Origin of the sequence: Actinoplanes italicus, assembly GCF_003001815.1 — a bacterium.
Lineage (GTDB): Bacteria > Actinomycetota > Actinomycetes > Mycobacteriales > Micromonosporaceae > Actinoplanes > Actinoplanes italicus.
Map to the genome: position 1 here is coordinate 287,211 of NZ_PVMZ01000005.1, position 23,205 is coordinate 310,415.

Genomic DNA, 23,205 nt, shown 5'->3' on the forward strand with positions numbered 1-23,205 from the left:
GCCCTCAAGCGCGGAGGAAGGTCAGGACGGCCAGCACGCGACGATGTTCCCGCTCGTGCTGGACCAGGCCGAGTTTGCCGAAGATCGAGGTCACGTACGCCTCCACGGTCTTGACCGACAGATGCAGGTCGGCGGCGACCGCGGCGTTGGACAGGCCCCGGGCCATCAGGGCCAGCACGTCGCGCTCCCGGCCGGTGAGCATGTCCAGCGGGTCGCGCTCCCGTCGACGGGCGACCAGCCGGGTCACCAGCTCCGGATCGATGACCGTCGCGCCACGCGCCACCTTTCGTACGTCGGCCCCGAACGCCGTGAGGTCGGAGACACGGTCCTTGAGCAGGTATCCCACTCCCGCGTCGAAATCGGTCATCAGACGCAGGGCATGGTGCACCTCGACGTACTGCGACAGCAGCATGAGGCCGACGCCCGGTGCCATCGCCCGGATGGCGGCCGCGGTGTCGATGCCCTCGGCGGAGAATCCGGGCGGCATGCGCAGGTCGATCACGGCGACGTCGGGCGGGTCGGCGCGCACCAGGCCGATCAGCGCGGCTCCGTCCCCGGCCTGGCCGGTCACCGTGAATCCGGAGTCGGTGAGGATCCGGGCCAGGCCCTCGCGGAACAGCACCGCGTCGTCGGCCAGCATCACCCGCACGGGATCACCGTCCGCAGGCGGGTACCGGCCGGTCCGCTGTCGACGCTCAGCCGCGCATCCAGGATGGCGAGCCGGTCGGCCAGCCCTTCCAGGCCGCTGCCGGACCGGAACTCGGCGCCGCCGCACCCTTCGTCGTGAACCTCCACGGTCAGGCCCGTCGCGTCCAGCTCGACGCGTACCGCGACGGCTGCCGACCCGGAGTGTCTGGCGGCGTTCGTCAAACCTTCGCTGATCACGAAGTAGGCGGTCGACTCGACCTCGGCCGGCAGCCGCCGGGGTACCGACATGGTCAGCCGCACCGGCAGCGGCGACCGGTCGGCGAGGAACCCGATCGCGGGTCCGAGGCCGTCCTGGGTCAGCACGGCCGGGTGCAGTCCACGGGCCATCTCACGCAGTTCCGCGGTGGCCTCCAGCAGCTGCCTCCGGACGTCGTCGGCGCGCTCGGCGACCTCGGCCGCCCCGGTCGTGGTGGCCAGCCGGACCACCGCACCGAGCTCCATCGCCACCGTCACCAGCCGTTGCTGGGCGCCGTCGTGCAGGTCGCGTTCCAGCCGGCGACGCGCCCCGTCACCGGCCACGATCAGGCGCTGGGCGGTCGCCCGCAACTCCAGCACCAGCCCGGCCTGCGCGGCGAGATCACCGACGAGGCGGGACTCGGCGGCGGACAGGGTCTCACCGGGCGTCTTCCGCACCGTGATCGCCCCGCGGAACCGGCCGTCATGGCGCACCGGCACGGCGTCCAGGTCGGCCAGCGTCCGGGTGCCGGCCGGCCGCGGCGTGGTGACCGGCCAGACCGACACCGCCCTCAACTCCTCGGCGGTGCCGGTCCACAGGATCACCTCACGTGCCGCGACGGCGTCGGCGACGGTGCCGCAGATGCCGTCGAGCAGCCCGCCGGACGGGGCGGTCAAATGCGCCGACAGCCGGGCCAGCGCCTCGTACGGTGTGGCGCGCCGGCCGAAGACGAGCCGGTCGGCCAGCCGTTGCAAGCGGGCACGCGCCGGTTCGAAGGTGACCGCGACGACCGCCGTGGCCAGCAGCGACAGCCATGTGCCGGAGCCGCCGACCAGCCGGCCCACACCGGTCACCACCACGGCGTACCCGGCCGTCACCAGCACGGCCATCCCCCCGAAGACCAGCGATTTGTTGAGCACCGGATCGATGTCGTAGAGCCGGTGGCGCAGGATCGCGGAACCTGCCGCAAGCGCGAGCAACGGCCCCGCCAGCGTGCCCGGCACCGGCGAGTGCCACACCACCAGGCCGGTGACCATCACGGCGGCCGACACCGTGGCGGCGTAGAGGAACCAGCGCATCTGCCTGGCCTCGTCACCCTGAGCCCGCCGCACCCGCACCGCCACGCAGGCCACCCAGGTCAGCTGAAACAGCAGATAGGACACCGGCCGGGCCACCCCGTAGAACGCCTCGGCCGCCGCCCGCCCGGGCACCGTGAGCGGGTGCGCGGCGACCAGCCCGGTCCGTGCGTACTCCACCGGCCACAACGCCGACACCGTCGAGAGGATCAACCCCAGGGTGAGCAGTACGCCCACGACCGGCACCCAGCCCCGCGACGGCAGCCGCCCGGTCGGGAAGCACATCACCGCGACACCCACCAGGACCAGCACCAGCGGCAACGGCCAGACACCGAGCCAGCCGATCCAGCTCGCACCCGGCAGCGGCCCGGGACGCAGGCCGTACTCGCGGCCCGCGAACATGACCGCGTGCGCGACGCCGACCGCCACGAACAGCCGGCCCTCCCGATTGCCGGTTCGATTGGCCAGCACGTACAGCCCGACGGCGGTGAACGAGGCCGCGATCAGGCCGTTGTGCAGGTTCCCGACGTGCGGGCCGAGCACGAAGCCACCGGCGACGAGCACGGCCGTCGCCGCGCCCACCGCCCAGCGCGGCCCCGCCCCGGCATCCACGTCTGTATCGTGCCAGCGGACGACCGCCCTGTGACCGGGGTTAACCCTGGGGACATTCGAGGGCCGGCCCGGATCCGCAGCGGGACGGCGGCAAGGACAGTCGGCACCATGACCTCCACACCTCTGCAGCGGCTGCTCACCGGGTCGCTCCTCGTCGCCCCTGTCGTCTACCTGATCGCCGACGTGCTCTACGCAACCCGCGGCTGGGACGACCCCACCGCCGGCGTGGTCCATGTCCTCGCCGCCGCCGGCTACACCGTCGTGATGATCCGCCTGGCCACCCTCGGCGACGGCCCACTGGCCGTGGCGTTGCTGCTGGCCGGAGTGCTCGGCGCGGCCGGTGACGTCGCGTACGGCTTCAACACCATCCACGTCTCCCTCGGCGACACCGACCTGGTCGACGCCTCCGGAGCCGCCGTCCTGATCAAGCCGCTCGGGCTGTGCTTCCCGCTGACGCTGTTGCTCGGTGCGGTGATGCTGCGGCACAGGGTCCCCGCCTGGGCCGTCGCGCTGGTCGCGGCCGGCGGACTGCTGTGGCCGGTCGCCCACATCGCCAACCTCGGCTGGCTGGCCGTGCTGACCAACCTCCTGCTGACCGCGGCGTTCGGCGCGGCCGCCGTCTCCCTACGGCAAGCGGCACCGTTCGAGGTCACCCGTCCGGTCATCGAAAACAGCTGATGCGCGGATCCCGGCTACCCCGTTCGCGGCCAGAATGGATCGTCGCGGCGGAGGCAGGATCCGCCCCCGGATGGTGGAGTCCTTCGCATGACCGGCTGGCAGCTGACCGGCTACACGCCTGTTCGTCAGCTCGGCGCCGGTGCGTCGGGCAGCGTGGTGCTCGCCACGCATGACCCGACCGGCACCCCGGTCGCGATCAAGTACCTGACGAACGCCCTCGGCGACGACGCGTCCTTCCGCGCCGCCTTCCGGCGCGAGGCGCAACTGCTCGGCGAGATCGACGATCCCAACATCTCCCGGCTGTACGAGTACGTCGAGTCCACCGGCGGCGCGGCGATCGTGATGGAACTCGTCAACGGCGTGTCGCTGCGGCACATGCTGCGCGAGCACGGCCCGACCACGCCCGAGTCGGCGCTGGCGGTGCTCAAGGGCTCCCTCGCCGGACTGGCCGCGGCGCACCGCCGCCGGGTGGTGCACCGCGACTACAAGCCGGAGAACGTGCTGGTCACCGGCGAGGGCCAGAGCAAGCTCGCCGACTTCGGCATCGCCACACCGGTCGGTACGGGCACCGGCGCCATCGTCTCCGGCACGCCCCGCTACATGGCCCCGGAGCAGTGGACCGGCGCACCGGCGACACCGGCCTGCGACATCTACGCCGCCACGGCCACGTTCTTCGAATGTCTCACCGGCAGGCCGCCGTACGACGGGACGAACCTGTTCGCCCTGCACGACCAGCACGCCAACGCGCCCATCCCGACCGATCCGGCCCCCGCGCCGGTGCACGACCTGCTCCGGCACGGCATGGCCAAGCAGCCCGCCGACCGGCCGCCGCACGCCGTCGCGTTCCTCGACATCCTCGAGAGCGTGGCCGGTGCGGCGTACGGCCCGGACTGGGAGGACCGCGGCCTGCGCGAGCTGGCACGCCGGGCCGCCCTGCTCGCCGCGTTGTGGCCGTTCCCGGACGGCAACTCGGGCGCCACCAGCGTCGCCTCGACGGCACTCGGTGGTACGACGGCGGGCCGCCCCGGTGGCTCGACGGCAGGCCGTCTCGGTGGTGCAGCGGCGGGCCGTCCCCGTGGTATCCGCGGCAACCGCAAGCTGACCGTCCTGGCCGCCGGTGCCGCCGTGGCCGCACTGCTGATCGGCGGGGTGGGTTACCAGTACGCGGTGGCCGCCGACGGGAAGCCGATCGTGGCCGAGGGCCTGACCACCCTGGCCCCCACCGATCCGGCGGCGACCGGGCCGTCCGCCCCCGTCCCTCCGGTCGCTTCGGCGTCGCCGGCGGTGCCTGCGTCACCGTCGGTCTCGGCGTCACCGGGCGACTCGGCGACGCCGGCCGATCCGGCAACGGCGACCCCGGGCACCACGCCCAGCAAGTCACCGGCCGCCCCGCCGACCACCACCACACCCGCCCCGAGCCCGTCGGTCAGCACCTCACCACCGCCCCCGGCGGACACCACCGCTCCGGCGGTCGGCGCACCCACGGCGAGCCCGACGGCGATCGAGGGGGAAGGCTGCCAGTACGGCCGGCGCGCGAGCACCATCACGGCCGGCGTCACCGACGACCGCAGCGCCGCGGCCGCGCTGAGGGTCACCTTCCGCTACACCCTCAACGGCACGACCTCCACCGTGGCGATGAAGTCGGCCGGCCGCAATGTCTTCCAGGGAACGCTCGGCCCGCTGCCGATCCCGAAGACGGAGACCCGCATCGCGGTCGCGATCGTCGCCGTGGACCCGGCCGGCAACTCGGGCCGCTCGAGGTCGTCGGCGACCGTGACCCTCGTGAACTTCTGCACGCCCGGTTAGGAGGCGGATGTGACCCGGCCGGAGGAACCCGTCGATCCGTGGGCGACCGTCGACGGTCCCGCTCGCACGGTGAACTTCAGCAACCCCACCGCGCACCTCGGCGACCCGGACGCGACCGTCAACCTCACCCCGCCGGCGAGGAGCATGCATCCGCAGACCGCGTACCGGAACGCGCCGGAGGCGACGGTGCGCGCCGAGCGGGAGATGCGCTTCGGCCCCGGAGTGCCCGCAACCCCGGCACCCAGCCCGTCATGGCCGGAACCGGCCCCGGCGAAGCGGCCGAGGCCGGTCTGGCGCCGCCTCGTGTCGCTGCTGTCGAGCCTGGTCACGTTCGCGCTGATCGGGGTGGTCGGCTTCTACATCTGGCAGCGGCTGAGCCCGCTCGAGGTCGAGGGCGTTTCGGTGGCCGTACCCGAACCGGCCGGTGACCGCTGCGATGTCACCGTCGAGGTGGTCGCCACCGTGCGTACCAACGGCAGGAGCGGCGTGATCCGCTACCAGTGGTTCCGTTCGGACGCTGCGCCCGGCGCCGTGCTGACCGAGCAGGTCGGCAGCGGCCAGGACACGGCCGCGCTCACCCTCAAGTGGACGTTCAGCGGCGCCGGCACGACCACCGAGACCGCCACCGTCAACATCCTCGAGCCGTCCCCGGTCCAGGCGGGCGCCGAGATCACGTACCGCTGCGAGCGTGGCTGAGCGGTGCGCAGGGTCGAGGTGCATCGGGACGGCGTCACCCTGTCCTGCCTAGACAGCGGGCCGGGTGGCGACGACGTGGTCGTCCTGCTGCACGGCCTGGCCGGAAGCGCGCGGGAGATGCTGCCCACGGCCGCCGCCCTGCTGCCTGACCACCGGGTGATCGCGGTGGATCAGCGCGGCCACGGCCATGCGACCCGCCGGCCGGAGGACGTCTCCCGGCGGGCGTACGTCGACGACGTCGTGGCCGTCGTGCACGAGCTCGCCGGTGGGCGGCCGGTCACGATCGCCGGGCAGTCGATGGGCGGGCACACCGCGATGCTGACCGCCGCCTGGCATCCCGATGTGGTGGGCCGGCTGGTGATGCTGGAGGCCGGCGTCGGCGGCGACGAGGGTGACTATCCGGCGAAGCTGGGCGCGTTCTTCTCGTCCTGGCCGGTGCCGTTCCCGGACCCCGGCACGGCGGCCGGCTTCCTCGGATCGACACCCATCGCGCGGGCGTGGCTCGATGACCTGGAGCAGTGCGCGGACGGGCTCCGGCCCCGGTTCGACGCCGACGTCATGCGGGCCGCCATCACCCCGGTGGCGGCGCTGGCCCGGTGGGACGAATGGCAGCGGGTGAAGGCTCCCACCCTGCTGGTGCTGGCCGAGCGGGGCGTCATCGAGGCGCCCGAGTCGCAGCGGATGCTGAGGACGCGCCCCGAGGTCACCCACACCGTCATCGCCGACTGCGGGCACGACGCGCACCTGGAACAGCACGACGCCTGGATCCGGGTGCTCAGGGATTTCCTCCGATGAGGGCCTGAGTTCCGGGTCCGGTGAGCTCGTCCGGGCGCACCGGGCGCCCGGAGACGGCGAGCAGTAGGGCGAGAGCCGATCCGTTCACCTCCGGCCCGCTGCCGGTGTCGACGGTCGCGTCCGAGGCGACGAGCCGCAGCCCGTCGGCGCGTTCCCGGCCGCCGCCCATCTTCACGGTGGTGCGCAGCTGGAACTCCAGCGCGGCGGCGACCTGGTCGGGCGGGTAGTCGCCGGTGAGCCCGACGGCACGCCGGATGTCCTCGCCGTGCACGAACGCCTCGACCAGGCGGGTGGCGATCGGTGCGGGCGGGGTGCTGGTGCGCTCGACGACGGCCCGGAACGCGGCGAGGGTCTGCGCGGGGTCGTCGTGCCGTTCGCGGGCGACGCCGAGGGCGTTCTGCCGGTCGAAGTCGAACCGGGCCGCGATCATGTCGCGTACGAAACCGATTCTCGTCGCCTTCGCGCTGTCGACCAGGTGAGCCACGACGTCGTGCACGTCCCAGCCGGCGCAGGCGGTGGGCGCAGTCCACTGCTCCGCCGTCAGAGCGGCCAGGTCACGGACCAGGGCGTGACGTTCGTGACGAACCGTGCTCCAAACAAGGGCTTTCATCGAGCTACTAAAACAGTAGTTGCCACTACCGCACAAGTAGCTACGCTGGCCGGGTGGCGACACGAAGGACGTACGGCTCGTACAACGACGGCTGCGCCTCGGCGCACGCGCTGGACCTCATCGGCGATCGGTGGGCCCTGATCGTCGTGCGCGAGCTGCTGCTGGGTCCGAAACGGTTCATCGACCTGCAGCACGACATTCCCGGCATCGGCCCCGGGGCACTCTCGCGGCGGCTGCAGGAACTCGAGGAGTCGGGCGTCGTCGTGCGGCGGGCGCTGCCCCGGCCCGCCGACGTCACCGTCTACGACCTCACCGACTGGGGACGCGACCTCGAGGAGGTCAACGCGGCCCTGTCCCGGTGGGCGGTGCGATCGCCGCGGCTTCCGCTCGAAGCCGACATGAGCCCCGACACGCTCGTGCTGGCCATGCGCTCACACGCGCGGGCGGTGCCGGGCGACGGCCCCTCCCGCGTCGTGGCGTTGCGGCTGACCGACGCACGCACGGCCGGGAACGAGCCGGTCGCCTATCTGGCGACCGCCGGCCCGGCCGGGACCACCATCACGAAGCGGCCACTTCCGGACCACGTCGACGCCCGGGTCGAGGCCACCACCGCGGCCTGGAAGGCGCTCGTCATCGGCGGCGCCCCGCTCGAGGACGCCGGGATCACGGTCATCGGCGACACCGCCGCGGTCCGTGTCCTGCTCGACGCGACCCGGCTGGACGGCGGTCAGGGCGCGTAACCACGCAGGATGAACGCGATGGTCTCGTCGACGCCCTGATCGAGCTGCTCCTGCGTGAAACCGCCGGTCAGGGCAAGAGCGGTCAAACCCTGAAGGGCCACCATCAGCGGTACGGCCTGACGCTCGACCGGCCCGGGCCGGACCTGCCCGCCGCGCTGCCCGGACTCGATCAGATCCGTGGCCAGATTCTTCAGCCGGTGGGTGGCGGCCACGAGCTCCGCCGTCGCGTCGGGATCGTGCTTGCGCCCGTACATCAGATCGAGAAGTGCGGTGTTGGTGATGGCGAAGTCGAGGTAGGTCCGCGCGAGGCCGGACAGCCGATCACCGAACGCCTCACCGGCACGCTCGAGGCTCGCGTCGAGCGCCGTGGTGAGGCGCTGGAAGCCCTCCAGCGCCAGCGCGTCGAGCAGCGCCTGTTTGGTCTTGAAGTGGCGGCTCGGCGCGGCCGGGCTGACCCCCGCCTCACGGGCCAGCTCCCGCAGCGACAGCTCGGCGGGACCCCGCTCGCGCAGGGTCTGCTCGGCCAGCGACAGCAGGGCGGCGCGGAGATCTCCGTGGTGGTAAGGCCGAGCTCTCATGACGTCATCGTACCGGTGATGTAGGCGACAAACACATTGTGGGCGTTGGCTACATTGTTATCACCGCTTACATTCGAGTCAGGCTTCAAGGTCCCGCCGACGCAGCCGATGAACGACCCGACAGAAGGAGTCGCGCAGCCATGGACAACCGGTTCAACATCGCCGCACAGATCGGCGGGAAGGCCACCGGCGCCCGCCGCGCCCGCGTCGAGGCCTCGCCCCAGTTCTCCGACGGGCGGTTCCGCAACAACGTGCCCACCAGCACCGGTATCTCGCTGTCGGCCGTCCCGCGGGTCGCCGCCGCCGCACTGACCGGCGGCCAGGCACGCCGCCCGCACCGGCCCGTCCCGCTCGCCGAGCCCGCTTCCGGCGACGCGCAGGGCCTGCACATCACGTGGTATGGCCACTCGACCGCCCTGATCGAGATCGAGGGCCACCGGGTCATGCTCGACCCGGTGTGGAGCGACCGCTGCTCACCGACCCCGCTGGCCGGCCCGCGCCGCCTGCACCGGCCGCCGGTCGGACTGCGTGACCTGCCGCCGCTGGACGCTGTCGTGATCTCACACGACCACTACGACCACCTCGACATGCCGACCATCCAGACCCTTGCCGACCTGCAGACCACGATGTTCGTCGTGCCGCTCGGCGTCGGTGCCCACCTGGAGCGCTGGGGCGTGCCGGAGTCCCGCATCACCGAGCTCGACTGGAACGAGTCGACCCGGGTCGCCGGTCTCGAACTGGTCGCCACCCCGGCCCGGCACTTCTCCGGTCGCGGGTTCAGCCGTGACGAGACGCTCTGGGCCAGCTGGGTGATCAAGGGCCCGACCCGCCGCGTCTTCTACTCCGGCGACACCGGCTACTTCCCCGGCTTCGCCGAGATCGGCGCGGAGCACGGCCCGTTCGACGCCACGCTGGTGCAGATCGGGGCGTACGGCAACGACTGGGCCGACATCCACATGGTGCCCGAGGACGGCGTCGCCACCCACGTCGACGTCCACGGCGGCCTGATGATCCCCGTGCACTGGGCCACCTTCGACCTGGCCCCGCACCACTGGGCCGAGCCCGCCGACCGCACCTGGCGCGAGGCCAAGGCGCGCGACGTCCGGCTGGCCATCCCGCGCCCCGGCCAGCGGGTCGATGTGGACAGCCCGCCGGAGATCGACGCCTGGTGGCAGCACATCGCCTGAGTGATTCAGGTCGCACTGTCCGACCGGGAGCACCCGAAGCACGGACACGCCCGGCAGCGGGTCAGCCCACCCGGGGTACCGGCTGAGCCGCGCGCCGGGCGAGGGCGGGCACGACGACGAGCGCGGCCTTACGCATCGGCCGGCGCCGACGATCGGCGGGTCAGGAAGGCCTCGATCCGGGTCGTCATCGACTGGCCGTCCGGGCTGACGCCGACCGACTCGGTGACGAGCCGGTGCGGCCGGTCGATCTCCAGGAACGTCTGGGTCTCCCGGAACAGCACGTCGGGGCCCCCACACGGCCGTCTGCCGGCCGCCGACGCGCAGGTCCACGTCGATCTCCACGATCCCCGGCGTCTCGTCGAGGATCGTGAACCAGATCTTCTGCTTCTCGGCGTCGGTGCAGGCGTCGAAGACCTCCCCCGGCGTGGCCGGCAGCTGCCGCGCCATCCGCATCTCCAGCGTCATTCGCCGGTTCCCTTCGAGTCGGTGCGCAGGGGGAAGTAGGCGTCGAGTCCGTCCAGGCGACGACCCCAGAGCCGCTGGTAGAAGCTGATCCACGCCATCGCGTCGTCCAGCGGGGCGGCGCTGAGGCGGCACTGCCGGGTCCGGCCGACCTTCTCGGTGACGACGAGACCGGCGTCCTCGAGGACCTGGACGTGCTTCTTCATTCCGGTCAGGGTCATCCCGGCGGGCTCGGTGAGCTCACCGACGGTGGCGGGGCCCTCGCCGAGCCGGATGAGGACTCCACGGCGGGTGGGGTCGGCCAGTGCGGCGAACACCCGATCCAGGACAGCTTGCTGAACCATGTGGTTCACCGTAGAACACTGAACCGAAAAGTTCAACGTTGGCAAAGCTCCTGAAAACCGTTACGCCGCGACGGTCCGGATAGTCGGCATTGAGCGATATGGGAGCGCTCCCGTAGCCTCGAGGCTCCCCCTGTTCTCATCCCCGACAGGAGAAATCCTCGTGCGAAAACCCCTGATCGGCGCTGGCGTCGCGCTGCTCGCCGCCACGGCGGCGGCCGTCGCGTTACCGGCCGGCGCCGAGGCCGCGGGCTGCGCGGTCAAGTACGCCGTCTCGTCGCAATGGCAGAGCGGCTTCAACGCCGACGTCACCGTCACCAACCTCGGCGACCCGTTGACCAGCTGGAACCTGACCTGGTCGTACGGCGCCGGGCAGACCGCCGGCCAAGCCTGGAACGCGACCGTGACCCAGAGCGGCGCGGCGGTCAGCGCCCGCAACGTCGCCTACAACGGCGCGGTGGCGACCAACGGCACCGTGTCGTTCGGGTTCACCGGCGCCTGGACCGGCAGCAACCCGTCCCCCACGAGCTTCGCGGTCAACGGAGTGGCCTGCACCGGCGGCACGACACCGCCGTCATCACCGCCTTCGTCGTCGCCGAGCACTGGTCCTGGCGCTACGCCGGACATCACCGTGAACACAGCCACCAAGTACCAGCCGATCGACGGCTTCGGCGCGGCGGTCTCGATCTGGGGCAGCGCCTGGTCGACCGCGGAGACGCAGACGCTGGTCGGGCTCGGCAGCAACCAGCTGGGGCTGTCGATCGTGCGTACCGGGATCTCGCCCGTCTCCGGCGAATGGCCGACACAGGTCAACGCCTTGAAGACCGCCAAGTCGTACGGCTCCGGCGTCAAGATCCTCGCCTCGCCCTGGACCGCACCGGCCGCCTGGAAGACCAACAACAGCCGCGTCAACGGCGGCAAGCTCAAGACCGACTACTACGACGACTACGCCGGTCACCTCAACAACTACGTCCAGTACATGCGCGGCCAGGGAGTGACCGTCGACGTCACCTCCGTGCAGAACGAACCCGACTGGCACCCCGACTACGACTCGATGGACTGGAGCGGCACCGAGCTGCGCAACTTCGTCCGAGACCAGGGCGCCAAGGTACAGAACACGAAACTGATGGTCGCCGAGGCCGTGAACCTCAACTACGGCTACACCGACCCGACCCTCAACGACGCGACCGCCCGCAACAACATCGGCTACATCGGCGGCCACCTCTACGGCACCGAGGACTCCGGCCGGCTCAAGAACTACCCGCTGGCCGACCAGAACGGCAAGCCGGTGTGGATGACCGAGTGGAACCTGCACGAGGCCGACGGCAGCGGCTCCAACATCTGGGGAAACCCGGCCAACCAGACCGTCTGGAACGAAACCCTCGACGACATCATGCGTACGGTCCACAAGTCGATGGAATCGAACTGGAGCGCCTACATCTGGTGGTACGGCAAGCGGTACTACTCGTTCATCGGTGACGGCGAGTCCGCCTTCGGCACCACGGCCGGAGCACCGCTCAAGCGCGGCTACGCCTTCTCCCAGTACTCCAAGTACGTGCGCCCCGGATACCAGCGCGTCGCCCTGGCCAAGAGCACCAAGGCGTCACCGCTGGAGATCACCGCGTACCAGGGCGGCGGCAAGACCACCCTGGTCATCCTCAACCGGTCGAACAGCGCCGTGAACAACGCCGTCGTCCAGGCCCCGCAGAACGTCAGCCGGGCCGAGCACTACGTGACCTCGATCAACGCGAACGCGGCCAGCCAGACCGCCAGCGTCAACGGCGGTCAGGTCACGGTGAACGTGCCGGCCCGCAGCATCTCGACGGTCGTGCTGACCCACTGACAGTGCCCCTCCGCCGCGTGAGACCCTTGCGCGGTGACATCACCCCAGCCCCGCCGCGGACGCGGACGACCCGGCCACGACCAGGCGGCCGTCCTCTCGACCGCGGTGGGGCTGTTCAACCGCAAGGGCTACGACGCCACGAGCATCGGCGACCTGGCCGCTGAGCTCGGCGTCACGAAGTCGGCCATCTACCACCACTTCGCCAGCAAGGAGGACCTGCTCCGGCTGGCCATGGACGACGCGCTCGACGAACTCACCATGGTCGTCTCCGCGGCCGTCAGCGACACCGACGGCACCAGCGCGTACGAACGTCTGCGCGGCGTGGTGCGCCGCTCCGTCGAGGTGCTCGCCGCCCACCAGCCCGCCGTCACCCTGCTGCTGCGCGTCCGCGGCAACACGCCCGTCGAGGTGGAGGCCCTCAAGCGCCGCCGCTGGCTCGACGACCAGCTCGCCGGCCTGGTCCGGGCCGCGATCGCCGAGGGCGCCCTGCGCGACGACCTGTCCCCCGACCTGGTCAGCCGGCTGCTGTTCGGCATGGTGAACTCGCTCGTCGAGTGGTACCGCCCGTCGGGTGCCAACGACCCGGTCACGGTCGCCGACGCCGTCACCTCGATCGCCTTCGACGGACTGTCCCGGCGGCCTCAGCGCTCCCAGTAATTCCGGTCGGGCAGCAGCACCCACTGGTCGGCCGGCCCGGTGATGCATCGCGCGTCGGCCGGGCGCAGACCCGCGAACCCGCACGCGAAGGCCGGCGCCCGATGCCGGTACAGGTGACTGAGCAGCACCAGCTCGCCGCCGTCGGAGTCCCAGGCCTCGCCGCCCGGATGCAGATCCCACTTGATCACCTTGCCGTCGCGGTAGACGCTGCCCTGGTTGCCGCTCTTCGGGTTGGCGTAGAGGCCGTAGGCGGCCGTCCCCGCCGACAGCAGCCGGCCCACCACCGGCGTCTGCGGCTGGTAACCCCACGGCTGCGTGACCACGCAGCCGCCCTCCACGTCGGTGAGGCCGACGAGCAACAGGTCGTCCACGTCGAACAACCACTTCCAGTCGTCCTCGTCGACGCCCGGCTCCCAGTCCTCATCGACCTCGACGTCGTAGTGCGCGAGCAGCTCGTCCTCGCTCATCGCGGTGCCGCCGAGCCGGCGGATCGCCTCGGCCGCGTCGATCCCGGCCACCGCGAGCAGTCCGGTCCCGTCGTAGTACTCGACCCGCAGCGTCACGGCCAGATCGGCGGCCAGCTCCGCGGCCGCCCGTTCCTCCGCGGTCAGCTCCACACCCGGCGGGACGGCACCGAACAGTCCGGGTTCCGGGCCGGCCAGACTCAGCCGGCCCGGTGACCAGCCGGCCATCATCGGCCGCCACGGGTCCGCACCGGCCGCCACCAGCACGCGCGCGTTGTCGTACCGCCCGGAATCGACCGCCACCCACAGCGGCGACCGGCCGCCGACGAGAACGTCCACGTCACCGGCGGCCGCGGCCATCGCCCGCATCAGCTCCGGAGACCAGTGCTCCGCACCGGCGTGCAGCGGTGTCGTGTACCCGTGTACCAGCAGGCAGGGGTCGGCCCCCGCCGTCAGGCACGCCCGCGCCTGAGCCTCGCCGCCGCCACCCCACAGGGGCACACCGTCCCAACCGGTCATCCGTCCGATGTTAGGCGGTGTCGCCGAGCCACTTCAGGATCGCCCGGTTCGTCTCCTCCGGCATCTCCTCCTGGATCCAATGACCACAATCAAGATCAACGACCTCCACATTCGGTACGAACTCCGCAAGGTTCGGTGACTTCGCGATCGTGTCCCGCTCGCCGTAGATCATGAGGGTGGGCTGGTTGATGACCGGCTCCACGTCCACCAGCAGGTGCCAGTTGCGGTCGAGGTTGCGATACCAGTTGACACCGCCCGTGAACCCGGACGACTCGAATGCGGCGACGAGGACGGCCAGTTCGTCGTCGCTCATCACCGGCTCACCGAGCGGCGTCCCGGCCCTGGCCAGATCGATCATCGCCATGCCCGGCCCAGGCTCGGCGGGCGGCAGGTTCTTCCGGTACAGGTTGCGCAGGAACCGGTCGGTGTTCTCGTCGAACACGGCGTCCGCGACGCCCGGCTGCCGGTTGAAGTGGACGAAGTAGAAGTCGCCGCCGAGGAACTCCTCCATGACCTCGATCCACGGCCTCTCCCCCCGCTCCTGATAGGGCAGGCTGAGGTTGATCACCCGGTTCACCCGCTTCGGATGCAGCAGGGTGAGTCCCCAGACGACGAACGCGCCCCAGTCATGACCGACGAAGGTGGCATCCTCGTACCCGTAGTGATCGAGAAGCCCGACGAGGTCGCCCGAAAGCTTCTCGATGTCGTAGTCGGTCACTTCGGCCGGACGCGACGAATTGCCGTAACCCCGCTGGTTCGGAACGATGACGTGATATCCCGCCGCGACGAGGGCGGGAATCTGGTGGCGCCAGGAGAAGGCGTGCTCGGGCCAGCCGTGACAGAGCACGATCGGCCTTCCCGCGTTCTCCCGGCCGGCTTCGAACACTTCGAGTTCCACACCGTTGACCGCAATCATGGTGGGCTCGGGGAAATGTGAGGTCATGGCGCCATGCTGCCGACCGAAACCGGTCATCCCCTGACCGGTTTACCTGGAAACGTTGCCGGGGTGCGAGCCGACCGACTGATGGCCATCCTGTTTCTGCTGCAACAGCGCGAACACGTGACGGCGGCAGACGTCGCCCGGGAGCTGGAGATCTCCGAACGCACCGCCCGTCGCGACCTCGACGCCCTGGCGATGGCCGGAGTGCCCCTGTACTCCGTGCAGGGACGGGGCGGCGGCTGGCGTCTGGTCGGCGGCGCCCGTACCGACCTCTCGGGTTTGACCGCGGGTGAGGCCCGCGCCCTCTTCCTGGTCGCCGGCCCGGCCTCGGCCGCGACCCCGGCCGTGAAAGCGGCTCTGCGCAAACTCGTCCAGGCCCTGCCGGAGCCCTTCCGGAGGCAGGCCCAAGCGGCGGCGTCGTCGCTGGTCATGGACCCGCAGCGGTGGGGATCGGATCAGGTCGAGCGCCGGTCGCCGCGCTTCCTCGACGAACTCCAGGACGCGGTGATCCACGGCGTCCAGGTGCGGCTCGGCTACATCGACAGCAAGGGCGCCGAAACCCGGAGAACCGTCCACCCGCTGGGCATCGTCGCCAAGGGCCCCGCGTGGTACCTCGTCGCCCACACCGAGACCGGCCGGCGGACCTTCCGGATCGACCGCGTGTCGTCGGTCGAGGCGACCGGCGATCCCGTGCACCGGCCCGGCGACTTCGACCTCGCCGGGAGCTGGCGCGAGATCGCCGACGAGGTCGACCGCAGACGGACACCACTCTCGATCCAGGCGGTGTGCGCGCCCGACGGGCTGAGCAGGCTCCGGATGATCCTCGGCAGCCGGCTCGAGGTGGGAGGCTCCAGGCCCGACGGCCGCATCGAGGTCGCGATCCGCGGCTACAACGAGTACGCGCTCGCAGGAGAACTCGCCGGCCTCGTCGAATGGCTCGAGGTCACCGGCCCGTCCGGGGTTCGAGACCGGATGGCCGCGATCGGCAGAGCACTCCTCGAACGATACGGATGAGATCGGCGGCAACCGCTGACGGGCTTTCACGCTCGGGGCGCAAGTCCGCTCAGGCGTGGAATCCGGCCGGCAAGGGCCGCAGCGGAATTCCGTGGCTGCTTTGAAGATCGCCGACGGCAGGGGTCCACGGACCAGCACTGCGTAACTTCACCGTCGTTGGCGGCGACGTCGGGAGCACACGTGAAGCCCGTGCGTGTGCCCTGTGAGTTGCGGGAAGTGCCCACAGAAAGGTGTCGGGCAATGGGCGACTTCAGAATCAAGATCTTTCCTGGCCCTGGCAACGCCGGACTCCCCTCCCTTTTGACCGTCCTGCTCCTCGTAGTGCTCACGATCGCCAATCCGGAAGGGATGGCCGAGGCCGTCAAAAGGACGGCCGTTTCGTTGTTCGAGCTTCTCGTCAACATCGTGAAGGCGATCTTCGGAGTCGACTGAAGTGTGGCGACGGTCCGGGCGGGGTTGATTCGACACGCTAGCGTGTCATCATGCCATCTATCGCGATCACAGTGGACGGCCGGACGGCGCTCACCACCCGCCAGCTCAGTGCGGAGTTCGGCCTCGACCCCGGCTCCGCGCGGACCGCGGTCCGGCGCGTCGGGCTCGAACCCGTCGCCCACCTGGACGAACGGACACCGCTCTACGACGCCGAAACGGCCCGCGCGGCGCTGAGCAACAGACCGGGCAGGGGCGGCCGCCCGCACTCGAGGTGGGCCGCCGTCGTCAGGTCCATCGCACAGACCGTCTAGGTCGTGGCCGGCCTGCGGCGGTGACGTTCCGCAGGCGGCCACGAGGCCGTGCCGTCACCAGGGCGGCACGGCCGCGCGGCATCCGCCGCTGGTGACGGCGTACTCGGCGGTGCCGGGGCCCTGACCCATCAGGTGCGGGATGCCGTCACCCACCCGCACATGCTGTTCCTGAGCACCTCGTCCCGTCCGGCGGCCATGCATGCGACGGCTTTCGCGGGTGCCCTGGTGGCGGATCGTGCGCCTGCTGTCGGAGATCGTCGGCGTCGCGGTCACCACGGCCGTCATCGTCCACATCGGCAGGCGACGGCTGCTGGCCGCCTGGCACGGGACTGCTCCCGCCCGTACGCCCAGGCCGTTGTTGTTCTGGTCTTCGGTCTCGCTGTCCGCCGTGGTCCTCGCCGCAGCGTCCTCCATGCTGCCGGGCAACGACATCGGCATCCGGATCGTCGGCGCCCGCGGAATGGGGCGGTGTTCCTGGGTCTCCTGCCGGCCGCCGGTTGGCTATCGTGGCGGAATGGCGAAGGGCGAGATCGTCGGCGACGAGTCTCTCGCCGACGGCATGAACCTGTCGGTGCGGTTGCGGTACGACTTCACGGTCACCGACGCCGAGCGGCTCCTCGCCATCGCCCGCCGCATCTATCGGGATCAGAATCCGGGCATGAGCGCCGACGAGGCCTCGGAGTGGGTCTCGTGCGCCGCCGACGTGGTGTTCGTCCTGCTGGAGCACGCCGGGGTGTTCGGCGACGCCGTCGGCGAGCGGCTCCGGGCGCATGAGGCCGACGGGCTCGCGGTGGGCGGCGCACGTGCTCAGGTCGTGCCGGACGAACCCTGGCCGCTGTCACCCCTCCCTCGGCGGGACTGCCTGCACCCCGGGGACGTCTTCGCGCTGCCGCCCGAGACGGGATCAGCCGGCGCCTGAACGCTTGACCTGAAGCCCGCTTGAGGTCGCAGCATGGATCGATGACGGTTACCGACGAAGCCCGGCAGGCCCTGGACCTGCAGCGAACCGTGGACATCACCACGACCGGCCGCCGCAGCGGGCAGCCGCGGCGCATCGAGACGTGGCGGTACCGGGCGGCCGGACGCTACTGGCTGACGGGCAGTCCCGGTTCGCGCGACTGGTACGCCAACGTGGTGGCGAACCCACGGTTCACCCTCCATCTGAAAAATCTTGATCTTGAGGTACGGGGACGCGCGGTCACCGATCCCGACGAGCGGGCCCGGGTGCTGGGCGAGATAGTCCCGGCCCTGGACTGGGCCGGAAGCCTGGAGAGCTGGCTGGACGGAAGCCCCCTGGTCGAGATCGAGTTCGACTGACGATGCGGCGGCCGTGGGATCAGACCACCCGGAAGGACAGACCGGCCGCGTCCATTGCCGCTCGCAGACGGTCGAGGGCGTAGGGCCCGACGCCGTGCAGCGCTCGCACCTCGCTCTCGGTCAGGCGGGCGACCTGCTCCAGGCGGAGCAGGCCGTGCGCGGTGAGCGTGCGGGTCGCGCCGGCGCCGAGGTGCGGCAGCGGGGTGCCCGGCTCCGGCCCCGGCCGGTCCACGGACGGCCGGGGATGTCCCTCGTGGTCCAGGACGGCGCCGCCGCGTGCCGAGAGGCGGTAGCCGATGTCGAGCGATTCGGTCAGACCGCGCTCCTTCAGCTTGCGGACGTTCTGCTTGAACGCCGCGGTGTCGCGTCCCATCCGCTGGGCCAGGTCAGGCGCGCGGGTCGCCGGCAGTTCGTCGATCAGAAGGAGGGTCTCCCGGGTCCAGGGACCGGTCGGCGAGGCCCGGTCGAGCCGGTCGAGCCACGCGGCGATCGTGTCGATCTCCGCGGCGTCGGGCACCGCCTCGCGCAGCGCGTGCCGCGGGTCGACGTCCGCGTACCGCAGCCCGATCCGATACACCGGCCGGTCGGGGTGCACACGGTCCAGCCCCCGCCGCAGCGCGGCGAGTGACACCGCGCCGGCGCGGCGGGCTTCCGCGGCGGTCAGCGAACTCACCGGCACACGGTCGACGGACGTGATCTCCACCAGGCCGACCGCGGTACGCATCCGGGTGCCGACCCTGAGACGAGGCCGCTCCCACCGGCGGAACGCCAGATCGACATCACCGGCACGGATCGCCGCCAGTTCCGCGGGACGCAACAGCATGCCTCAGTTCAGCACACGTCGTAGATCAGGTGTGTTGCCGTCGATGTCGAAGTAACGGTGCGTTGTACCAGCGTGCGTGGTACTCCCCTGGTGAACAGTGGCGTACCGGCACCCAGCGTCACGGGCGCGAGGTGCAGCGAGAGCGTGTCGACCACTCCGGCGTCGAGCGCCGCGCGGATCACGGCACCACCGCCCATGAGGACCACGTCGAGATCCTCACCACGCTCCGACGACGCTGCCTCCGCGTGCGCACGCGCGACGGCGACGGCGTCGGGAACACCGGTGGTGACGAACGTCCAGTCGAGGTCGGTGAGCCGAACCGACTCCGGCGGCGCGCTCGTCACGACGACGAAGGCCGGCCTTCCGGCCTCGCCGGCGCCGTAGCCGGTCTCCTCGCTCCAACCCTGCGGGCCGTCGACCACATCGAAGAGCCGGCGGCCAAGGACGACGGCGCCCGAGCGGGCGGTCGCCTCGCGCAGGATCCGGCGGTCCTCCGGGTCGGTGGAGAACGCCCAGGTGTGCAGGGCCTCGCCACCCGTGCCCAAGCCGTTGCGAGGACCGGGCTCGGGCCCGGTGACGAAGCCGTCGAGGGACATGGAGATGTCAGCGATGATTCGCGTCATGCACGGTAGACCGGACTCACCGCGCTGACTCATCGCTCCTCGGGCTCCGGATCGCCCGCGGCATGTCAGCGCGTGAGTATCGGCAGGTCAACCGCCGGGACTTTCGTCGGCAGGTACCAGCACGGCCAGCTGCGGAAGCGGGCGCCGGCCTCGAGCCGGTCACCGGGCGCGCAGGTCCGCAGCCCTTCGGAGGAACACCGCAAGCACTGGACACCTTTTACGGTCAGGATCTGGTGGAGGCTGGTGGGGACAGTCCTGTCCCGGGCCGCCTGATCGCCCGGCCGTGGGCGGCGAACCCTTTACAGGGCCGGAGGCAGCGATATCCCGGAGCCCACGACGGTAACGCCGGGCCATCAGCCGACCGGGCGCCATCACGGCTCAGACGGACGCGACTGACGGGCCGGGAACCCCGAGTGCGAAAGGTGTCTAGCGGGCCAGGCGGTCCAGCAGTTCGTCGAGCAGCGCGCGTTCCCCAGGGGTGAGGCCGCCCGGATCGTCGCCGACCAGCGCACGCAACGTCAGTGCGGCGCTCGCACGGGTCGCGGGGGCATCGGTGGAGGGCGTGTGCAGGACTCCGGCCAGTGCTGCCTCACGGACGCGCCCGGACAGCCCGAAGTCCGGCTCCGGCTGGCTGATCAAGGTGAGCGTGATACCGACGTTGGCGGCGAGCACCTGTTCGGCGGCTTCAGCAGCAGGCACCTTGAGCAGGCCCTGGGCGGCGGCGCCGGTGAACCGCTCGCGCAAGGCGGCGTGTGCGGGAGCGGTGACGGCGCAGGGCTTTCCCGGCTCGACCCGGCCGTACAGCAGCCCGTAGAACGACGGGTGCTCCAGCCCGAACCGTACGTGCCTGTCCCAGCCCTCGCGCAGGTCACGCAGCGGATCGCCGGAGCTCTCGACCGCCGTGTACTGGGTGAAGCCGTGGTTCACCACGGCGTCGATCAGGCCCTGCTTGCTGCCGAAGTGGTGGTACAGCGTGGGGGCCTGCACCCCGGCGCGTTCGCACACGGCCCTCGTGGACACCGTGCCGCCACCCTCCAGCAACTCCGCTGCGGCGAGCAGGAGTCGATCCCGCGTGTTCTGCATGCTTGCTACAGTAGCCCACATAGCGCTACATTGCCCTCTATAGCGAAAGGTGAAGCCCATGAGGACTTGGTTCATCACTGGTGGAACGCCCGGAGGGTTCGGCCTCGCGTATGCCGAGGCGGCCCTGGAACAGGGCGATCAGGTGGTCGTGACAGCGCGTCGGCCCTCCGAACTGCGGAACTGGGCTGAACCGCACGGCAATCGTGTGCTGGTTCTCCAGCTCGACGTCACCGATGCCGACCAGGTGCGGGCGGCGGTCAAGACGGCGGAGGAACGATTCGGCGGGATCGACGTGCTCGTCAACAACGCGGGCCGTGGCTGGTTCGGCTCGGTCGAGGGCGCCCCTGACGAGACGATCCACCGCACATTCGACCTCAACCTGTTCGCCGTGGTCGAGGTGATGCGCGCGGTCCTGCCAGGTATGCGGGCGCGCGGCGACGGCTGGATCGTGAACATGTCGTCGGTGGCGGGCCTCGTCGGCGCGCAGGGGTTCGGCTACTACACGGCGGCGAAGTTCGCGCTCGAAGGACTGTCGGAGACACTGCGCCAGGAGGTCGAACCGTTCGGTGTGCGCGTGCTCGTCGTGGAGCCGGGAGCGTTCCGCACCAAGGCCTTCGCCGGCTTCCAGAACGAGCCCGTCAACGAGACCGTCGCCGCCTACGTGCCGATGGTCGAGGGCGTCAAGGCGGCGTTCGCCGCCAACGACGGCAAGCAGGCGGGTGACCCTGAACGCGGGGTGCGGGCCGTGATCAGCGCGATGAACGCACCCGTTCCGCCGCAACGGATCGTGCTCGGCAACTCCGGTTACGACGTCGTTGTCGCGATGCACGAGACCGCACTCGCGGAGCTGCGCGCGAACGAGAAGCTCTCACGCGGTGCGGACTTCTCAGCCTGCACCCCAGAAGACCGGAGTGCCGGAATGGACCGCATCACTCTTCCCCTGGCTGTCGAGAACTTCATCGCGGCCACCAACGCGCATGACGCGAACGCGCTGGCCGCGGTCTTCGGTGACGGGGCGACCGTGCGCGATGACGGGACGACCTACGCCGGCGAGGCCGAGATCCGCGAGTGGATCCAGGTGCACCTGATCAACCCCAAGATCCTGCTCACGCCGACCTCGTTCGCGGGCGACCGGCTGGTGGCCTCCGGGGACGGTGATTTCCCCGGAGGGCCCCTGTCCTTCGCGTTCGTGTTCGGCATCAAGGACGACCAGGTCACCGACCTCGCGATCGACCCCGTCTGATTCGTCACCGGCCAGGTCGGCCTGAGGTCTGCCCCGGCATGAACAAGGGTCACGGCTGTAACGGCCGGACCGGACTCGATACCGAGGCGCCGCCTGCCCGCTGTTGATCGGTCGGCATTGCTGTGCACCCGCAATGGCTGTGCGCTCCCGCTCCGGGTGTCTTGACGGCCAACCCGTACGCGGCGGGTTCAGGGGCGCTGTTCGGCTATCGGGCGGCCAAGGGAGCGGCTACGGCCGCGGAACTCGGCGATGACCACCTCGTCGCCCTGGTCGGCGATCCTGACGACGGTGACGTCGTAGAGGCCGGACCGCCCGCGCCGGGCCCGCTCGACGGCCTGTGCCCGCAGCCGGTCGCCGGAACGCGCCGGCTCCAGGAACGTGATGTCGAAGCCGGCCGCGACCGTGACCTCGCCGTACGAGTTGCAGGCGACCGCGAACGCCGTATCGGCGAGGGCCGCGATCAGGCCGCCGTGGCAGAGATCCCAGCCGTTCGTCATGTCCGGCCGGACGGTCATCGACACCTCGGCGGTTCCGGGCCCGACGTGTTCGAGGGCGATGCCGAGCGACCGGCTGGCGGCGTCCCCGGCCAGCATGACGGCGGCACTGTCACGAGCCACGTCGACGTTCACCACGTGAAGAAGCCCTGTCCGGTCTTGCGGCCCAGATGTCCGGCGGCGACCAGTTCACGCAGGATGGCCGGCGGTTCGAAGCGGGGCCCGAGTTCGCGGGCGAGGTGTTCGGCGATCGCGAGCCGCACGTCCAGCCCGACCAGGTCGGTGGTGCGCAGCGGGCCGGTCGGATGCCGGTAGCCGAGGGTCATCGCGGTGTCGATGTCGGCCGCGCTCGCCACCCCCTCCTCGAGCATCCGCATCGCCTCGAGGGCCAGGTGTACGCCGAGCCGACTGCTGGCGAAGCCCGGCGTGTCGTGCACCGTGATCGGGGTCTTGCCGAGCGTCTCGACCCAGGCGCGGGCCTCGGCGACGAGTTCGGGGCTGGTCCTGGCACCGACGACGATCTCGACGAGGGCGCTGACCGGTACCGGGTTGAAGAAGTGCAGCCCCAGGAGGCGGCTCGGATCAGCCAGCCCGGCGGCCAGCGAGTCGATGGACAGGCTGCTGGTGTTGGTGGCCAGCACCGCGTCGGCGGCGTGGGCCGCGACGGTGGCCAGCACCCGCGCCTTGAGGGCGGCGTCCTCGGGCACTGCCTCGACCACGAGACCGCACCCGGTCAGCGCGGACGGGTCCGTCGTGACCGTGAACTCGCGGGTCGTACCGGCGCGGTCGAGGATGCGCCGGATCCGGGACCGGGCCGCCTCGACGGTCTCCGAACTGGTCTCGATGACGGTCACGTCGCTACCGGCGGCGAGAAACGCGTGCGCGATCCCGGCACCCATCCGGCCACCGCCGAAGACCCCGACGGCAGCGGGGAGGACGGCCGACCCCGAAGAGGCCACGGCGGAGGAGGCCGTGTCA

26 protein-coding genes and 1 pseudogene are annotated in these 23,205 nt (G+C 71.0%); 14 read left to right on the plus strand and 13 right to left on the minus strand.

The genetic code is table 11. The annotated features are described in order from the left end of the window. Positions 1-4 precede the first annotated feature (4 nt). A complete protein-coding gene (locus tag CLV67_RS15140) occupies positions 5-649 on the minus strand; it encodes a response regulator transcription factor (RefSeq protein WP_106318710.1) in 645 nt (214 codons plus the stop codon). Next, positions 640-2,571, minus strand: coding sequence for a sensor histidine kinase (locus CLV67_RS15145; RefSeq protein ID WP_146169148.1), 1,932 nt, complete (start codon positions 2,569-2,571; stop codon positions 640-642). The genes CLV67_RS15140 and CLV67_RS15145 overlap by 10 nt, the downstream gene beginning before the upstream one ends. A 108-nt stretch (positions 2,572-2,679) precedes the next feature. Here CLV67_RS15145 and CLV67_RS15155 point away from each other — a divergent pair, with 108 nt between their 5' ends. The 4 genes from CLV67_RS15155 to CLV67_RS15170 all read left to right on the plus strand — a co-directional run bounded on the left by CLV67_RS15155 (position 2,680) and on the right by CLV67_RS15170 (position 6,546). Further along, a complete protein-coding gene (locus CLV67_RS15155; RefSeq protein WP_170153873.1) occupies positions 2,680-3,249 on the plus strand; it encodes a hypothetical protein in 570 nt (189 codons plus the stop codon). 87 nt (positions 3,250-3,336) lie between these two features. Next, a complete protein-coding gene (locus tag CLV67_RS15160) occupies positions 3,337-5,055 on the plus strand; it encodes a serine/threonine-protein kinase (protein WP_106318716.1) in 1,719 nt (572 codons plus the stop codon). A gap of 9 nt (positions 5,056-5,064) precedes the next feature. After that, complete coding sequence (locus tag CLV67_RS15165) at positions 5,065-5,751, plus strand: hypothetical protein (protein ID WP_239166205.1); 687 nt, start codon at positions 5,065-5,067, stop codon at positions 5,749-5,751. Positions 5,752-5,754: 3 nt separating this feature from the next. Further along, complete coding sequence (locus CLV67_RS15170) at positions 5,755-6,546, plus strand: alpha/beta fold hydrolase (RefSeq protein WP_106318717.1); 792 nt, start codon at positions 5,755-5,757, stop codon at positions 6,544-6,546. Here the strand turns inward: CLV67_RS15170 and CLV67_RS15175 are convergent. Beyond that, a complete protein-coding gene (locus CLV67_RS15175) occupies positions 6,527-7,156 on the minus strand; it encodes a maleylpyruvate isomerase family mycothiol-dependent enzyme (RefSeq protein ID WP_106318719.1) in 630 nt (209 codons plus the stop codon). The genes CLV67_RS15170 and CLV67_RS15175 overlap by 20 nt on opposite strands. Before the next feature lie 53 nt (positions 7,157-7,209). Between CLV67_RS15175 and CLV67_RS15180 the strand changes: the two genes are divergently transcribed. Further along, on the plus strand, positions 7,210-7,896 hold the full coding sequence (locus tag CLV67_RS15180; protein ID WP_106318721.1) for a winged helix-turn-helix transcriptional regulator: 687 nt from the start codon (positions 7,210-7,212) through the stop codon (positions 7,894-7,896). On the opposite strand, the gene CLV67_RS15185 is transcribed toward CLV67_RS15180, so the two are convergent. Then, complete coding sequence (locus CLV67_RS15185) at positions 7,884-8,474, minus strand: TetR/AcrR family transcriptional regulator (RefSeq protein WP_106318723.1); 591 nt, start codon at positions 8,472-8,474, stop codon at positions 7,884-7,886. The genes CLV67_RS15180 and CLV67_RS15185 overlap by 13 nt on opposite strands. A gap of 140 nt (positions 8,475-8,614) precedes the next feature. Here CLV67_RS15185 and CLV67_RS15190 point away from each other — a divergent pair, with 140 nt between their 5' ends. Further along, entirely contained in the window at positions 8,615-9,661 is a 1,047-nt protein-coding gene (locus CLV67_RS15190; protein ID WP_106318724.1) for an MBL fold metallo-hydrolase, read from the plus strand. A gap of 170 nt (positions 9,662-9,831) precedes the next feature. Here CLV67_RS15190 and CLV67_RS54565 read toward each other — a convergent pair. Both CLV67_RS54565 and CLV67_RS15200 read right to left on the minus strand, forming a co-directional pair. Next, positions 9,832-10,126 (minus strand): annotated as a pseudogene (locus CLV67_RS54565) (SRPBCC family protein); the annotation flags it as partial. Further along, positions 10,123-10,467 (minus strand): ArsR/SmtB family transcription factor, encoded by a 345-nt coding sequence (locus CLV67_RS15200; protein WP_106318726.1) that lies wholly within the window; start codon positions 10,465-10,467, stop codon positions 10,123-10,125. The gene CLV67_RS15200 and the pseudogene CLV67_RS54565, both read right to left, overlap by 4 nt. A gap of 160 nt (positions 10,468-10,627) precedes the next feature. Between CLV67_RS15200 and CLV67_RS15205 the strand changes: the two genes are divergently transcribed. Next, complete coding sequence (locus CLV67_RS15205; protein WP_239166203.1) at positions 10,628-12,307, plus strand: cellulose binding domain-containing protein; 1,680 nt, start codon at positions 10,628-10,630, stop codon at positions 12,305-12,307. 33 nt (positions 12,308-12,340) lie between these two features. Then, positions 12,341-12,964 (plus strand): TetR/AcrR family transcriptional regulator, encoded by a 624-nt coding sequence (locus tag CLV67_RS15210; RefSeq protein ID WP_106318731.1) that lies wholly within the window; start codon positions 12,341-12,343, stop codon positions 12,962-12,964. Here CLV67_RS15210 and CLV67_RS15215 read toward each other — a convergent pair. Next, on the minus strand, positions 12,949-13,947 hold the full coding sequence (locus tag CLV67_RS15215) for a DUF6461 domain-containing protein (RefSeq protein ID WP_203736995.1): 999 nt from the start codon (positions 13,945-13,947) through the stop codon (positions 12,949-12,951). The genes CLV67_RS15210 and CLV67_RS15215 overlap by 16 nt on opposite strands. A gap of 10 nt (positions 13,948-13,957) precedes the next feature. Then, positions 13,958-14,890 carry an alpha/beta fold hydrolase gene (locus CLV67_RS15220; protein WP_239166202.1) on the minus strand — a complete coding sequence of 311 codons (933 nt, stop codon included), beginning with the start codon at positions 14,888-14,890 and terminating at the stop codon, positions 13,958-13,960. A gap of 63 nt (positions 14,891-14,953) precedes the next feature. On the opposite strand from CLV67_RS15220, the gene CLV67_RS15225 reads away from it, so the two are divergent. The 5 genes from CLV67_RS15225 (at position 14,954) to CLV67_RS15245 (ending at position 17,961) form a co-directional block, all read left to right on the plus strand. Then, positions 14,954-15,901: a helix-turn-helix transcriptional regulator gene (locus tag CLV67_RS15225; protein ID WP_106318735.1), complete on the plus strand. Its 948-nt coding sequence runs from the start codon at positions 14,954-14,956 to the stop codon at positions 15,899-15,901. A 240-nt stretch (positions 15,902-16,141) separates the two neighbouring features. Then, positions 16,142-16,333: a hypothetical protein gene (locus CLV67_RS15230; protein ID WP_106318737.1), complete on the plus strand. Its 192-nt coding sequence runs from the start codon at positions 16,142-16,144 to the stop codon at positions 16,331-16,333. Between the two features lie 50 nt (positions 16,334-16,383). Next, complete coding sequence (locus tag CLV67_RS15235) at positions 16,384-16,644, plus strand: hypothetical protein (protein ID WP_146169150.1); 261 nt, start codon at positions 16,384-16,386, stop codon at positions 16,642-16,644. Positions 16,645-16,843: 199 nt separating this feature from the next. After that, entirely contained in the window at positions 16,844-17,563 is a 720-nt protein-coding gene (locus CLV67_RS15240) for a hypothetical protein (RefSeq protein ID WP_146169152.1), read from the plus strand. 41 nt (positions 17,564-17,604) lie between these two features. Next, positions 17,605-17,961 carry a nitroreductase/quinone reductase family protein gene (locus tag CLV67_RS15245; RefSeq protein WP_106318743.1) on the plus strand — a complete coding sequence of 119 codons (357 nt, stop codon included), beginning with the start codon at positions 17,605-17,607 and terminating at the stop codon, positions 17,959-17,961. 19 nt (positions 17,962-17,980) lie between these two features. Here the strand turns inward: CLV67_RS15245 and CLV67_RS15250 are convergent, their stop codons facing one another. The 3 genes from CLV67_RS15250 to CLV67_RS15260 all read right to left on the minus strand — a co-directional run bounded on the left by CLV67_RS15250 (position 17,981) and on the right by CLV67_RS15260 (position 20,490). Further along, on the minus strand, positions 17,981-18,784 hold the full coding sequence (locus CLV67_RS15250) for a hypothetical protein (RefSeq protein ID WP_106318745.1): 804 nt from the start codon (positions 18,782-18,784) through the stop codon (positions 17,981-17,983). 8 nt (positions 18,785-18,792) lie between these two features. Next, positions 18,793-19,407 carry a dihydrofolate reductase family protein gene (locus tag CLV67_RS15255; RefSeq protein ID WP_106318746.1) on the minus strand — a complete coding sequence of 205 codons (615 nt, stop codon included), beginning with the start codon at positions 19,405-19,407 and terminating at the stop codon, positions 18,793-18,795. A gap of 426 nt (positions 19,408-19,833) precedes the next feature. Beyond that, the gene (locus CLV67_RS15260) at positions 19,834-20,490 is read right to left on the minus strand and encodes a TetR/AcrR family transcriptional regulator (protein WP_203736990.1); all 657 of its coding nucleotides are present in this window, start codon (positions 20,488-20,490) and stop codon (positions 19,834-19,836) included. A 58-nt stretch (positions 20,491-20,548) separates the two neighbouring features. Between CLV67_RS15260 and CLV67_RS15265 the strand changes: the two genes are divergently transcribed. Beyond that, the gene (locus CLV67_RS15265; protein ID WP_106318748.1) at positions 20,549-21,733 is read left to right on the plus strand and encodes an SDR family NAD(P)-dependent oxidoreductase; all 1,185 of its coding nucleotides are present in this window, start codon (positions 20,549-20,551) and stop codon (positions 21,731-21,733) included. 188 nt (positions 21,734-21,921) lie between these two features. Here CLV67_RS15265 and paaI read toward each other — a convergent pair whose 3' ends face one another. Further along, the gene (gene paaI, locus CLV67_RS15270) at positions 21,922-22,326 is read right to left on the minus strand and encodes a hydroxyphenylacetyl-CoA thioesterase PaaI (protein WP_106319107.1); all 405 of its coding nucleotides are present in this window, start codon (positions 22,324-22,326) and stop codon (positions 21,922-21,924) included. 32 nt (positions 22,327-22,358) lie between these two features. Further along, a complete protein-coding gene (locus CLV67_RS15275) occupies positions 22,359-23,186 on the minus strand; it encodes a 3-hydroxyacyl-CoA dehydrogenase family protein (protein WP_275414890.1) in 828 nt (275 codons plus the stop codon). Positions 23,187-23,205: the final 19 nt, after the last annotated feature.

Excerpts from the sequence above, each read along its gene's own strand:
- CLV67_RS15200 (WP_106318726.1), bottom strand. The coding sequence starts at position 10,467 with ATGGTTCAGCAAGCTGTCCTGGATCGGGTGTTCGCCGCACTGGCCGAC.
- CLV67_RS15215 (WP_203736995.1), bottom strand. The coding sequence starts at position 13,947 with ATGACCGGTTGGGACGGTGTGCCCCTGTGGGGTGGCGGCGGCGAGGCT.
- CLV67_RS15235 (WP_146169150.1), top strand. The coding sequence starts at position 16,384 with ATGCCATCTATCGCGATCACAGTGGACGGCCGGACGGCGCTCACCACC.
- CLV67_RS15240 (WP_146169152.1), top strand. The coding sequence starts at position 16,844 with ATGCGACGGCTTTCGCGGGTGCCCTGGTGGCGGATCGTGCGCCTGCTG.
- CLV67_RS15255 (WP_106318746.1), bottom strand. The coding sequence starts at position 19,407 with ATGACGCGAATCATCGCTGACATCTCCATGTCCCTCGACGGCTTCGTC.
- CLV67_RS15250 (WP_106318745.1), bottom strand. The coding sequence starts at position 18,784 with ATGCTGTTGCGTCCCGCGGAACTGGCGGCGATCCGTGCCGGTGATGTC.
- CLV67_RS15220 (WP_239166202.1), bottom strand. The coding sequence starts at position 14,890 with ATGACCTCACATTTCCCCGAGCCCACCATGATTGCGGTCAACGGTGTG.
- paaI (WP_106319107.1), bottom strand. The coding sequence starts at position 22,326 with ATGCTGGCCGGGGACGCCGCCAGCCGGTCGCTCGGCATCGCCCTCGAA.
- CLV67_RS15245 (WP_106318743.1), top strand. The coding sequence starts at position 17,605 with ATGACGGTTACCGACGAAGCCCGGCAGGCCCTGGACCTGCAGCGAACC.
- CLV67_RS15190 (WP_106318724.1), top strand. The coding sequence starts at position 8,615 with ATGGACAACCGGTTCAACATCGCCGCACAGATCGGCGGGAAGGCCACC.
- CLV67_RS15155 (WP_170153873.1), top strand. The coding sequence starts at position 2,680 with ATGACCTCCACACCTCTGCAGCGGCTGCTCACCGGGTCGCTCCTCGTC.
- CLV67_RS15265 (WP_106318748.1), top strand. The coding sequence starts at position 20,549 with ATGAGGACTTGGTTCATCACTGGTGGAACGCCCGGAGGGTTCGGCCTC.
- CLV67_RS15175 (WP_106318719.1), bottom strand. The coding sequence starts at position 7,156 with ATGAAAGCCCTTGTTTGGAGCACGGTTCGTCACGAACGTCACGCCCTG.
- CLV67_RS15230 (WP_106318737.1), top strand. The coding sequence starts at position 16,142 with ATGGGCGACTTCAGAATCAAGATCTTTCCTGGCCCTGGCAACGCCGGA.
- CLV67_RS15260 (WP_203736990.1), bottom strand. The coding sequence starts at position 20,490 with ATGCAGAACACGCGGGATCGACTCCTGCTCGCCGCAGCGGAGTTGCTG.
- CLV67_RS15185 (WP_106318723.1), bottom strand. The coding sequence starts at position 8,474 with ATGAGAGCTCGGCCTTACCACCACGGAGATCTCCGCGCCGCCCTGCTG.
- CLV67_RS15160 (WP_106318716.1), top strand. The coding sequence starts at position 3,337 with ATGACCGGCTGGCAGCTGACCGGCTACACGCCTGTTCGTCAGCTCGGC.